The organism is Micromonospora inyonensis, from assembly GCF_900091415.1.
GTDB classification, from domain to species: domain Bacteria; phylum Actinomycetota; class Actinomycetes; order Mycobacteriales; family Micromonosporaceae; genus Micromonospora; species Micromonospora inyonensis.
This window is the reverse complement of record NZ_FMHU01000002.1, coordinates 1828676-1841163: the sequence shown is the minus strand read 5'-3', so window position 1 is coordinate 1841163 and position 12488 is coordinate 1828676. Positions and strand designations below refer to the sequence as shown.

General features: G+C 73.1%; 10 protein-coding genes, 1 tRNA gene and 2 pseudogenes. 3 read left to right on the top strand and 10 right to left on the bottom strand.

Annotated features, from left to right (window positions below; genetic code table 11):
* Positions 1 to 89 precede the first annotated feature (89 nt).
* Positions 90 to 299: a phosphatidylethanolamine-binding protein gene (locus tag GA0074694_RS22605; RefSeq protein ID WP_091461589.1), complete on the top strand. Its 210-nt coding sequence runs from the start codon at positions 90 to 92 to the stop codon at positions 297 to 299.
* Positions 296 to 763, top strand: coding sequence for a hypothetical protein (locus GA0074694_RS22600; RefSeq protein WP_091461587.1), 468 nt, complete (start codon positions 296 to 298; stop codon positions 761 to 763). Before GA0074694_RS22605 ends, GA0074694_RS22600 begins: the two co-directional genes overlap by 4 nt.
* Here the strand turns inward: GA0074694_RS22600 and GA0074694_RS22595 are convergent.
* A complete protein-coding gene (locus GA0074694_RS22595; RefSeq protein WP_091461584.1) occupies positions 760 to 963 on the bottom strand; it encodes a hypothetical protein in 204 nt (67 codons plus the stop codon). The two genes, GA0074694_RS22600 and GA0074694_RS22595, sit on opposite strands and share 4 nt — an antisense overlap.
* 184 nt (positions 964 to 1147) lie before the next feature.
* Here GA0074694_RS22595 and GA0074694_RS22590 point away from each other — a divergent pair, with 184 nt between their 5' ends.
* Positions 1148 to 1801 (top strand): hypothetical protein, encoded by a 654-nt coding sequence (locus GA0074694_RS22590; protein ID WP_091461582.1) that lies wholly within the window; start codon positions 1148 to 1150, stop codon positions 1799 to 1801.
* Between the two features lie 46 nt (positions 1802 to 1847).
* On the opposite strand, the gene GA0074694_RS22585 is transcribed toward GA0074694_RS22590, so the two are convergent.
* The 9 genes and pseudogenes from GA0074694_RS22585 to fdh form a co-directional block, all read right to left on the bottom strand.
* Positions 1848 to 2033, bottom strand: a complete 186-nt coding sequence (locus GA0074694_RS22585) for a hypothetical protein (protein ID WP_091461580.1) — start codon at positions 2031 to 2033, stop codon at positions 1848 to 1850.
* 52 nt (positions 2034 to 2085) lie between these two features.
* Positions 2086 to 3465 carry a hemolysin family protein gene (locus GA0074694_RS22580; RefSeq protein WP_176738079.1) on the bottom strand — a complete coding sequence of 460 codons (1380 nt, stop codon included), beginning with the start codon at positions 3463 to 3465 and terminating at the stop codon, positions 2086 to 2088.
* A gap of 29 nt (positions 3466 to 3494) precedes the next feature.
* Entirely contained in the window at positions 3495 to 3692 is a 198-nt protein-coding gene (locus GA0074694_RS22575; RefSeq protein ID WP_091461577.1) for a hypothetical protein, read from the bottom strand.
* A 62-nt stretch (positions 3693 to 3754) separates the two neighbouring features.
* Positions 3755 to 5512, bottom strand: coding sequence for a selenocysteine-specific translation elongation factor (selB, locus tag GA0074694_RS22570; protein ID WP_091461574.1), 1758 nt, complete (start codon positions 5510 to 5512; stop codon positions 3755 to 3757).
* A 1-nt stretch (position 5513) separates the two neighbouring features.
* Positions 5514 to 6813: pseudogene (gene selA / locus GA0074694_RS22565) on the bottom strand (L-seryl-tRNA(Sec) selenium transferase).
* Between the two features lie 23 nt (positions 6814 to 6836).
* Positions 6837 to 6929 (bottom strand) — tRNA-Sec (locus GA0074694_RS31920).
* A gap of 47 nt (positions 6930 to 6976) precedes the next feature.
* Positions 6977 to 8086: an NrfD/PsrC family molybdoenzyme membrane anchor subunit gene (gene nrfD / locus GA0074694_RS22560; RefSeq protein WP_245714854.1), complete on the bottom strand. Its 1110-nt coding sequence runs from the start codon at positions 8084 to 8086 to the stop codon at positions 6977 to 6979.
* Complete coding sequence (locus GA0074694_RS22555; RefSeq protein WP_091463706.1) at positions 8083 to 9060, bottom strand: 4Fe-4S dicluster domain-containing protein; 978 nt, start codon at positions 9058 to 9060, stop codon at positions 8083 to 8085. Before GA0074694_RS22555 ends, nrfD begins: the two co-directional genes overlap by 4 nt.
* Before the next feature lie 25 nt (positions 9061 to 9085).
* Positions 9086 to 12301 (bottom strand): annotated as a pseudogene (gene fdh / locus GA0074694_RS22550) (formate dehydrogenase); the annotation flags it as partial.
* Positions 12302 to 12488: the final 187 nt, after the last annotated feature.

Sequence of the window (12488 nt, the reverse complement as noted above, 5' to 3'; positions counted from 1 at the left end):
CGCCGCCGCGCCCCGACGGCATGGCCGGGGGCGCGGCGGGTACACGGCGTACGCCAACGGCCACGACGACGCACAGGGAGGCGGCAGACATGCCGGGACCACGACCGGGCAGCAACGCGTACGACAAGGAACGGGCCCGACTGCGCAAGCTGGTCGAGAACTCGGGGCGGGCCGCCGACGACGAGGCCAACGACGTCGCCAACCGGATCCTGCGGGAGGACCGGGGACAGCGGGGCGTCGTACGCGGCGACCGCACCTACGGCCCGAAGGCCGAGCGGGAACCGGGTGATCCCCGATGACCGGCGTGGCGGTCGACGGAATGCTCGCGGGCGCGGTCGGCAGTGCCGCGCTGAACATGGTCAGCTACCTGGACATGACGGTCCGGGGCCGCCCGGCCAGCAGCACCCCGGACGAGACCGCCGGCCGGCTGGCCGACACCGCCCACCTCGACCTGGGTACGGGTGAGCCGGCCGCCAACCGCCGCGCCGGCCTCGGGCCGCTGCTCGGCTACGGGCTGGGCGTCGGCGTCGGCGCGGTGTTCGCGGTGGCGACCCACCGCCGCCTGCTGGCGCCGCCACTGGCCGTGGGGCTGCTCGGCGCGGCCGTGATGGTGCTGTCCGACGCGACGATGACCGCTGTGGGCGTGACCGACCCGCGCCGGTGGAGCCGCACCGACTGGCTGGCCGACATCGTGCCGCACCTGGCGTACGGGGCGGCGGCCGCCGCCACCTGGTACCGGCTGCGGCCGCCCTGCCGGGGTTAGCCCCGCGCGTCGCTCTCGTCGTCGGCGACCGGCTCGCCGGCCGGCCCGTACGGTGAGGTCTGCCCGCGCGGCACCGGTCGGCCCCGGTCGCCGGTGCTGTGGCCGCCCTGCGGGTGCCCGGTCGCACCGGGACCCTTGGCGTCCTGCACCGCGTCGTTACGGGCGTTGCGCCGCAACTCCGGCTGCTGTGGGTTCGACACGGCTGTTCTCCTCACTCGTCGGCTGGTACACGGCGGGGTGCCGCCACCGGCCGGTTACCCGGGCCCGGCGGGCCCATGCGACCGCCCCGCCCACGGTCACCGCGGCCGGCGGGGATCCCCGCCGGGTGACGGATCGACCCCGCCGGGCGGGGCTGATCGGCGGCCCCGGGGGTACATCCCGCCGGTGAGCGACGAACGCGCGGTGGCGCGCACCCTGCTGCGCCGCCAGCCGCACACCTACGCCGAGCAGGCCGGGATCCGCCTGAGCGACCAGCCCGCCGCCCTGTACCAGTTGCTGGTGCTGGCCACCCTGCTGAGCACCCGGATCCGGGCGCAGGTGGCGGTGGCCGCCGCCCGGGAACTCTTCGCCGCCGGCCTGCGGACCCCACAGCGGATGGAGGCCGCCGCCTGGCAGGACCGGGTCGACGCGTTGGGACGCGGCCACTACCGCCGCTACGACGAACGGACCGCCACGATGCTCGGCACCGGGGCGCGGCTGTGCCTGGACCGGTGGCGGGGCGACCTGCGGCGGCTGCACGCCGCCGCCGGCGACCCGGCAGGGTTACGGCGGCTGCTCACCGCGTTCCCGGGGATCGGCCCCACCGGCGCGGACATCTTCCTGCGGGAGGTGCAGACGGTGTGGGCGGACGTGCGGCCCTTCGCCGACCGGCGGGCCCTGGCGGGCGCGGCCCGGCTGGGCCTGCCCGGGTCGGCGAGGGACCTGGCGGCGCTGGTCGCCCCGGCCGACGTCGGCCGGCTCACCTCCGCGCTGGTGCGGGTGGCCCTCGGTGCGGAGTCCGCCGCCGAGGTGACGAGGGCGGCCGCCGACGGCCGGTGACCGCGCGGGCCGGCAGGCGGCGCAGGCGCGGCCGGCCGGTGACGGCTCACTTGGCCGCGGAGCCGCCCGGCCTGGTTAGGTTCCACACCAGCAGCGCGGCGGCCAACGCCAGGACGATCACCCCGTTGGAGACCCGGCCGTCCTCGCCCGGATCCCGGCCCGCACTGCCGAAGTAGAGCACCACCAGGCCGGTCAGCACGGTGACGAACGTGCGCAGTCCTCGGTCCTTCACCCCACCGACACTAAACCGTCGAAAACCAACAGAAAGGACATAACGGTGGGGGTCATCCGTCCGGGTGGCGGCGACCCGGCGGAGCGTCCTCCGGCGCGACCGGCGCCCCCCGGCGGGGCGCCGCCCGGGACGGACCGCCACCGTCGCGGCACCCCGACGACCCGGCCGGTGCCGGCCGCACCCGCACCTGCCGCACCGCCCGATCCACCACCCGCACCACCTGCACCGTCAACCCCGGCAGGCACACCGTCTCCCCCACCCCCCGGGGCACGTAACCCAGACCGGCGAGCACCAGACCCGCCACCGTCGTGTACTCACCCGACACCGAGAACCCCACCGGCACCCCCACGTCCGGCAGGTCGTGCAACGGAAAATCCCCCGGCAGCAGCAACGCCCCGTCCGGTTCCCGCACCACCGCCCGCACATCCCGGTCCGTCTCGTCGTACAACTCCCCGACGACCTCCTCCAACAGGTCCTCCATCGTGACGATCCCGTCGACGCCACCCCACTCGTCGACCACCAACGCCAACCGCTCCCGCTCCACCCGCAACCGGCGCATCGCCTCCGACACCGGCACCGACCCCGGCAGCAGCAACGGCGGCCGGGCCCGACCCGCCACCGTCGACGCACCCGCCCCCACCAGGTCCCGGATGTGCACCACCCCCACCACGTCGTCCAACCCGCCCCCACCGACCACCGGCGCCCGCGACCGGCCCGCCTCCGCCAACCGGCGCATCCCCTCCCCCGGCGACAGGCAACCCGGCAGCACCGTCACATCCCGCCGGGCCACCAGCACCTGCCGCACCGTCCGACCGGCGATGTCGAACGCCCCGGTGAGGATCTCCCGCTGCTGCGCCGACAGGCCACGCTGGCTGACCAGCATCTCCCGCAACTCCTCCTCGGACACCTCCTCCCGCCGTGCCCGCGGATCCCCACCCACCACCCGCACCGCCGCGTCGGTGGCCACACTCAACAACCACACCGCCGGCCGCGCCACCCACGCCACCGCGTCCACCACCACCGCACCCCGCAGCCCCCACCGCTCCGCCCGCTGCATCGCCAGCCGCTTCGGCGCCAACTCCCCCACCACCAGCGTGACGAACGTCAACACCATCGTCACCGCCACCACCGCCACCGGCTCCGCCGCACGCCCCAGAAACCCCAACAGACCCACCAGCGGACGCGCCAACGACACCGCCGCCGCAGCCGACGCCAGGAAACCCGCCAGGGTGATACCCAACTGGATCGTCGCCAGGTACCGGTTCGGATCCCGGGCCAGCCGCGCCAGGCGGGCACCCCGCCCACCGGCCTGCGCCAGCCGCCGCAACTGGCCCTCCCGCAACGACACCAACGCCATCTCGCTGCCCGCCAGCGCGGCGTTGACCAGCACCAGCACCACCACCAGCGCCACCTGCCCCAGCAGACCCCCCACCCGCCAACCTCCGGTCCGCGCCGCAGCCGTCAGTCCCGCTCCAGGTCGTCCAACTCGATCGAATGGGTCATCAACCAGCGCGCCAACGCCGACATCCCGAACAACCACACCGGCGCCGACTCCGTCGGCCCGTTCGTCGCCACGATCGCGAACCGCAGATCAGGAACCCGATACGCCTCGATCCGCCACCGGTGCAGCCGGTCCCGCCAGACCGCCGAAGGGTCCATGCGCCCACCGTAACCACCGGCCCCGGCCGCCCACCCCCGGAATCGACCAACCCGACGTCAGGTCAGCGCGCCACCACCGACCGCGTGTCCCCCGGCCACCGGCGCGTCACACCCCGACTGTCCAACAACTCCAACAACGGCACCGCCACCCGACGGGTCGTGTCCAACGCCTGCCGGGCCGCACTGAGCGTGAACGGCTGCGGCAACCCCGCCAACACCCGCACCGCCTCCTCCACCGCCCCCGGCAACAACACCACGTTCCCCGCCAACCGCAGCAGCACCCCCGCCCGCACCGCCGCCCCGACCTCCCGCGGCCCCAGGCCCAACGCGGCAAGCCGGTCCGCCTCCGGCGCCCGGAACGGCCGCGACCGCAACTCCCCCCGCAACCGGTCCACCGCCCGCACCACCGGCTCCGGCAACCCCGACACCGGCCCCACACCCACCCGACCACCGTGCACCCGCAGCGGAGCCAGCACCAGCGCCTCCACCAACGACCGGTCCGGCAACCCCAACCGCTGCCGCAGCACCTCCACCGGCACCCCCGGCTCCAACGGATGCTCCCCCGCATACCGGGACACCTCCGCCACCAGCCGCGCACCCCACCCCGCCCAGCGCTCCGGATCCACCAGCCAGTCCCCCACCACCGGCGCGACCGCCGACGGCACCCCCATCCGCGCCAAGTCCGACGCCCGCACCAACCCCCGCCGCCGCACCTCCCCCACCGCATCGGCCCGCCCGTCCAGACCCGCCAACACCCGCGCCCGCGCCGCCGCCGCACCCCGACGCGCCAACGGCGGCGGCGCCACATCCAACACCGTCACCCCACCGGCCACCGACCGCCGCCCCGGATCCCGCAACACCGCCCGGTCCCCCACCCGCAACGGCACCGGCCGGGCCAACCGCAACCGCGCCGTGTCCCGCCCCAACGGCCGCACCCGCACCGGCACCGCCGCCGACCCCACATGCAGCATCACCGACCCCGGCAGCCCCGCCACCGGCTCCCCGACAACCCGCACGTCCACCACATCGACCCGACCGAACCCACCCGGCGACACCAGCGCGTCCCCCCGCGCCACCCGCTCCCGCGCCACCCCCCGCAGGTTCACCGCCACCCGCGACACCGCCGACACCTCATCCCCCGCCACACCCAGCCGGTGCAGGCCCCGCACCCGCACCCGCGAGCCGTCCGCGGACACCTCCAACTCGTCACCGACCCGCAGCCGCCCCGCCCCGAGCGTGCCCGTCACCACCGTGCCGCTACCCCGCACCGTGAAACACCGATCCACCCACAACCGCACCGGCGCGTCCACCACCGGCGCCGGCAACCGCGCCCCCAACCGGCCCAACGCCGCCCGCAACCCCGGCAACCCCACCCCGGTCACCGCACTGACCGGCACCACCTCCACCGCACCCAACGACGTACCGGCCACCTCCGCACGCACCCGCCCCACCACCGCACCCGGATCCGCCAGATCCGCACGGGTCACCGCCACCAACCCGTACGCCACCCCCAGCGCGTCCAACACCGCCAGATGCTCCGCCGACTGCGGCATCCACCCCTCGTCCGCCGCCACCACCAGCAACGCCGCCGGCACCGGCCCCACCCCCGCCAGCATGTTCGGCACGAACCGCTCATGCCCCGGCACGTCCACGAACGCCACCGTCGCCCCCGACGGCAACGACGTCCACGCGAACCCCAGATCGATCGTCATGCCCCGGCGCCGCTCCTCGGCCCACCGGTCCGGCTCCATCCCCGTCAACGCCCGCACCAACGTCGACTTGCCGTGATCCACGTGACCGGCCGTCGCCACCACGAACATCTCAGCCGGCCACCCGCGCCACCGCAGCCCCCAGCACCTCGTCCGCCGACTCCGGCACACACCGCAGATCCAGCAACAACCGGCCCCGCACCACCCGACCCAGCACCGGCGGATCCCCCACCCGCAACGGCTCCGCGAACCCCTCCGGCAACACCACCGCCCACGACGGCAACTCCACCCCCGGAGCGCCACCCCCACCGAACCACCGACATGCACCCCGTCACCTCGGCCGGGTACCCGTCGGCCACCAGCCGGTCCCGCAACCGGACCGCCCGCGCCCGCAGCCACGCCGCGTCCGCCCGCAGCGCCCGCCACGTCGGCGTCGCCGGATCCCGCACCGTCGCCGCCAACGCCGCCAACGTCAACTTGTCCACCCGCAACGCCCGCGCCAACGGATGCCGCCGCAGCCGCTCCACCACCTCGACCGCACCCCACAACAAACCGGCCTGCGGCCCACCCAGCAACTTGTCCCCACTGGCCGTCACCAGCGCCGCCCCCGCCCGCAACGCGGACGCCGCGTCCGGCTCCGCCGGCAACAACGGATCCGGCGCCAACAACCCCGACCCGATGTCCACCACCACCGGCGCACCCAACGACACCAGCTCCGCCACCGGCACCGACGCCGTGAACCCCGACACCACGAAATTCGACGGATGCACCTTCAACACGAAACCCGTCTCCGGGCCCACCGCCGCCGCGTAGTCCGCCACCGACGTCCGGTTGGTGGTCCCCACCTCCCGCAACCGCGCCCCCGTACTCACCAGCAGATCCGGCAACCGGAAACCGTCACCGATCTCCACCAGCTCACCCCGGCTGACCACGATCTCCCGGCCCGCCGCCAACGCCGTCGCCGCCAACACCAACGCCGCCGCACCGTTGTTCACCACATGCACCGCCCCGGCCGCCGGCACCGCCGCCGTCAACGCCTCCACCGCGTCCCGGCCCCGCCGCGCCCGCCGCCCCGTCCGCAGATCCAACTCCACGTCCGTGTGCCCCGCCGCGGCCACCACCGCCTCCACCGCCGACGCACCCAACGCCGCCCGACCCAGATTCGTGTGCAGCACCACCCCGGTCGCGTTCACCACCCGCCGCGGCACACCCACCGGCAACGACGCCACCGCCACCGCCGGCACCTCCTCCGGCGCGATCGCACCGACCCGGGCCCGCTGCTGCGCGGCAACCACCGCCGCCTTGACCCGCTCCCGGCCCCACACCCCGACCGCCGCGACCACCCGAGGATCCGCCAGCACCACATCCGTACGCGGCACCCGCCGCCGCGGATCGTCCGCCCCCACACCCACCACCCGACCCCCGCACACGCTGACGGAGACGGACGGGAATCGAACCCGCCTGGCCCGGATCCCGGGCCACACCGGTTTTGAAGACCGGGAGGGGCACCAGCCGCCTGAACGCCTCCACCCGCACTAAACCACAAACACCCCACCGGCCACCCGGCAAGGTCGCCTACCGGCCCGCCGCCCGCCGCGCCAACCGCTCCCGCTGCGGCACCACCGTGTACCTCGGATCCCGCGCCGACGCCACCCCACCATGGAAGATCCCGAACCGCGTCGCCACCGACGCCGCCACCAGCGCAGCCCCCGACACCGCCGACACCACCCGAGACCGCCGCCCCAGCAACGCCCCCACCACCCCCGCCGCCGTCAACACCCGCCCCACCCGCAGCAACCGACCCGCCACCCCCACCCGGTACGGCTCACTCAACAACCCCAACCGCGTCTCCACCCGATGCGCGCCCACCAACTCCAACGCCGCACCCGCCACCGCCAACCGCCGCGCCGGACCCGCCTGACCCACCGGCGCCGCCAACAACCCCACCCCCGCGCCACTGGCCAACGCGCTCCCCGCGAAAACCACCGGCAACTCCGGATACGCCTCATGCCACGACGGCACCGCCGTGTTCGCCAACAACACCCCCGTGTACGTCGCCAACACCGGCGCCGTCACCGCCGCCACCCACCCGGCACCCCGACCCACCGGCGGCAACACCCCACGCGCCAACCGCCACACCCCACGCGACGGCAACCACGACGCGGCCTCCGCCACCGCCGCCACCCCCGCCGCCGGCCCGAACACCGCCAGAATCCACGTCCCCACCGACATCGGCGACGTCACCTTCGCCACCCGCAACATGTGATGGAACCGCCCCGGCCGACCCAGATCGTGCACCAGGAAAAACGCGCTCGCCCCCACCCCACCCAACGCCACCAGCCGGCCCGCCCGCCGCAACACCGGCCGGCCCGTCACCTGACCCCCCACCGCCAGCAACGACGACCCCGCCGCCAACCCCCCGGTGAACAGATACGCCGGAATATCCCACCGCCACACCGGCGCCTTCACGATCGGCCGCCCGTAGTACGAGGTGAACTCCACCGGCGGCACCGCCACCTCCTCACCGCCCCGCCGCCCCCGCCGCCCCCGACGACCCCCCACCGGTGCCGGACCCGCCCCCTCCCCGTCGACCACCCGCTCCCGGAACCGCCGGAACAACGCCCCCACCGGCCGCCCCTCCACACCACCCCCGGACCGGCCACCACCCCGGGACACCCCGGTCACGACGAACGCCCCACGAACGCCGCCACCACCGCCGCCGCCATCGCCACCGCAGCCACCCCCGCCCGTCGCCACATCCGCGGCAGATCCCGCGTCGTCACCACCGGGTCCGGGGGTAACCCGTACACCTCCGGCTCGTCGAGCAACAGGAAGAACGCGCCGTCACCGCCCACCCCGTCGCCCGCGTCGTGCCCGTACAACCGCGCCTCCGGCACCCCCCGCTCGTGCAACACCGCCACCCGCGCCGCCGCCCGCTCCCGCAACTCCGTGACCGGCCCGTACTGGATCGACTCCGTCGGACACGCCTGCGCACACGCCGGTACCGCCCCCGCACCCACCCGGTCGTAACACAACGTGCACTTCCACGCCCGACCGTCACCCCGGCGCTGATCGATCACCCCGTACGGACACGCCGGAACGCAGTACCCACACCCGTTGCAGATGTCCTCCTGCACCACCACCGTCCCGAACTCCGTCCGGAACAACGACCCCGTCGGACACACGTCCAGACACGCCGCACGAGTGCAGTGCTTACACACGTCCGACATCATCAACCAGCGGAAATCCGACCGACCCCCACCCGCGCCGGTCCGCCCCGGCGGCTGCGAACCCGGCATCCCCAGAAACTGCGGCCCACCACCCGCCGACCCGGCGGAATCGCCGCACGACTCCAGTACGGAGCCGGAGCCGTCGCCGACCACCCCCGCACCCGCCGGACCCGCCCGCCGTGGCTGCTCCACGAACGCCACATGCCGCCACGAGTTCGCGGTCAACGCCCCCGTGTTGTCATACGACAAACCCAGCAGATCGAGACCCGACCCCGGCACCCCGTTCCACTCCTTGCAGGCCACCTCACACGCCTTGCACCCGATACACACGCTCGTATCGGTGAAGAAACCCATCCGCGGCGGAGCGTCCGTCCAACCCGCATCCGACGCCGGATCCACCGGCCCGAACAGGCTGCCCCCGTCAACCATCACACTCCCCGTCCGCGACCACGACCTCCGACGCCAACCCCGCCCGCCGCCGGTACTCCCCCACCAGGCCCCGCAACGCCGCACCCCTCGGCCGCCGCCCCGCCCGCACGTCACACGTACCGACCTTGCTCTCCTGGATCAGCACATTCGGATCCAACGTGATCCCGAACAGGTCGTTCGCCGAATCCCCCGTCACCAGACCCTCCGAACCGAAGTGATACGGCAACCACACCTGGTGCACCACCCGGCCCTCCACCCGCAACGGCGTCAACCGATCCGTCACCAACACCCGCGCCTCGATCACCGCCCGCCCCGACACCAGATGCGCCCACCCCAGATGCGCCAGCCCCCGCTCGGCCGCCAACTCCGGCGACACCTCCACGAACATCTCCGGCTGCAACTCCGCCAACGGCCCCACCGTCCGGCTCATCCCGCCCGCCGTGTGATGCTCCGTCAACCGGCTCACCGTGAACACATACGGAAACACCCCCGCATGTGCCTCCGACGGCGACGGATTCACCGAATTCACCGGATGCCCGTACACCTTCCGCATCGGATTCGCCTGCTGCCCGTACAACGCATTCCGCACCGGCGACTCCGCCGGCTCGAAATGCGTCGGCAACGGCCCGTCCACCACCCCACTCGGCGCGAACAACCACCCCTTACCGTCACCCTGCATCACGAACGGATCATCACCCGCGATCCCCGCCGTACCACTCGCACCCTCCGGCGGCCGATACGACGGCGGCTTCGTCCGCTCGAAGTCCGGCACGTCGTACCCCGTCCACTCCCCCGCCTCCGCATCCCACCAGACGTACCGCTTCCGCTCACTCCACGGCCGACCCTCCGGATCCGCAGAAGCCCGGTTGTACAACGTCCGCCGATTCGCCGGCCACGCCCAACCCCACTGGGCCGCCACCCAGTCCTGCTCGTGCCGCGACCGCCGCCGCGCCGCCTGGTTCACCCCGTCGGCGAACACCCCGCTGTAGATCCAGCAACCCACCGCCGTCGACCCGTCATCCGCCGCCTCCGCGAACGACGACAACAACCGGCCCGACCCCACCTCGAAGCCGTTGATCTCCCGCAGCACCGCCTCCGCACTCGGCTCCCCATCCGGACCATGCGTCGGATAGTCCCAGGTCAGATCCAGCAACGCCCGGTCCCGCGGCAACGTCGAGCCGGCCAACCTCTCCCGCAGCCTCCGCCCCAGGTGGTAGAAGAACCACAACTCCGACCGGCAGTCACCCGGCGGATCCACCGCCTTCTCCCGCCACTGCAACAACCGCTGCGTCTGGGTGAACGTGCCCTCCTTCTCCACATGCGACGCCGCCGGCAGGAAGAACACCTCCGTCCGGCACTCCTCCGGCACGATCTCCCCGGTCTCCACCTCCGGACCGTTCCGCCAGAACGTCGCACTCTCGATCATGAACAGATCCCGGACCACCAACCAGTCCAGATTCGCCATCCCCAACCGCTGCGCCCGCCCGTGCGCCGAACCCACCGCCGGATTCTGACCCAACAGGAAGTACCCCTTCACCTTCCCGTCGATCATGTTCAACACCTGCTGGTACGTCCCATGGTCACCGGTCAGCCGCGGCAGGTACCCGTAACAGAAGTCGTTCTCCGGCGTCGCCGCGTCCCCCCAGTACGCCTTCAACAAACTCGCCGCGTACGCCCGCGCGTTACCCCAGAACCCCTTCTGCCCCGGATGGGCCATGCTCCGCACCCAGTCGTCGAACGTCATATGCGCGTCGTGCCGCGGCATCGGCAGATAACCCGGCAACAAATTGAACAACGTCGGAATGTCCGTCGACCCCTGGATACTCGCGTGCCCCCGCAACGCCAGCACCCCACCACCCGGACGACCCACGTTCCCCAGCAACAACTGGATGATCGCCCCCGTCCGGATGTACTGCACCCCCACGCTGTGCTGCGTCCACCCCACCGAATAGATCAGACACCCGGTCCGCTCCCGACCCGAGTTCTCCGTCCACGCCCGCGCCAACTCCAGGAACCTCTTCTGCGGAATACCGCAGACCCGCTCCACCATCTCCGGCGTGTACCGCGCGAAGTGCCGCCGCAGGATCTGGTAAACGCAGCGCGGGTGCCGCAACGTCTCGTCCCGCTGGACCTGACCGTGCACCCGCGCGCCGTGCGCCTCGTGCTGGAGCCCCGCCGCACTGTCCCGCTCGACGCCGGTGTGCCCGGCACCCGAGTCACCCTCGTGCCCGGCGTACTGCCAGCTGTCCTGCACATAGCTGGCGGTCTCCGGATCGAACCCGGAGAAGAACCCGTCACCGTCCTCGGCGTCGACGAAGTCCGCGCTGACGATCGTCGCCGCGTTGGTGTACGCCAACACGTACTCCCGGAAGTCCAGCTCGTTCTCCAGGATGTACCGGACCACCCCGCCGAGCAGCGCGATGTCCGTCCCCGCCCGGATCGGCAGGTACGTGTCCGCGAGCGCACTGGTCCGGGTGAACCGGGGATCGACGTGGAACACCCGCGCGCCCCGCCGCTTCGCCTCCATCACCCACTGGAAACCCACCGGGTGGGCCTCGGCCATGTTCGAGCCCTGGATGACGATGACGTCAGCGTTGGCGACGTCCTGCTGGAAGTCGGTCGCACCACCGCGACCGAAGCTGGCCCCCAGACCGGGGACGGTGGCGGAGTGTCAAATGCGCGCCTGGTTCTCGATCTGGAGCGCCCCCATCGCGGTGAACAACTTCTTGATGAGGTAGTTCTCCTCGTTGTCCAGCGTCGCCCCGCCCAGGCTGGAGATGCCCAGCGTCCGGTTCAACGGGCGCCCCTCGGCGTCGACGTCCTCCCACGTCTCGGCACGCGCGGCGAGGATCCGGTCGGCGATCATGTCCAACGCGGTGTCGAGTTCGAGGTCCTCCCACTCGGTGCCGTACGGACGCCGGTACCGGACCTTGGTCTGCCGCAGCGGGCTGGTCACCAGCGACCTGCTGGCCGAGCCCTTCGGGCACAACCGTCCCCGTGAGATCGGGCTGTCCGGGTCACCCTCGATCTGGGTCACCTGCCCGTCCTTGACGAACACCCGCTGACCGCATCCCACCGCGCAGTACGGACACACCGACCGGGCCACCCGGTCGGCCGTCTCGGTACGCGGGGTGAGCGCCCGCGAACGGGCCGACTGGGCGGCGGATCCCCGACCGAGCGGATCGGTGCCGGTGAGCTGCCGGTACACCGGCCAGCTTTCCAGGAAGGTTCGCAGTCCCACCGACCGCCACCTCCCTCCGTCACGCTTCTCTGCCGACCCTAGGGCAACCCGGCGGGTCCGGCGACCCGGTGCGGGAGGGTTTTCTCCGTATGGGCGACGACACTACCCCTACGGCATCCTAGGAAGATAGGCGGCAGGATCTGGAGACGTGCGGGCCGGCACCCCCGGGTTCGGGGTGCCGGCCCGT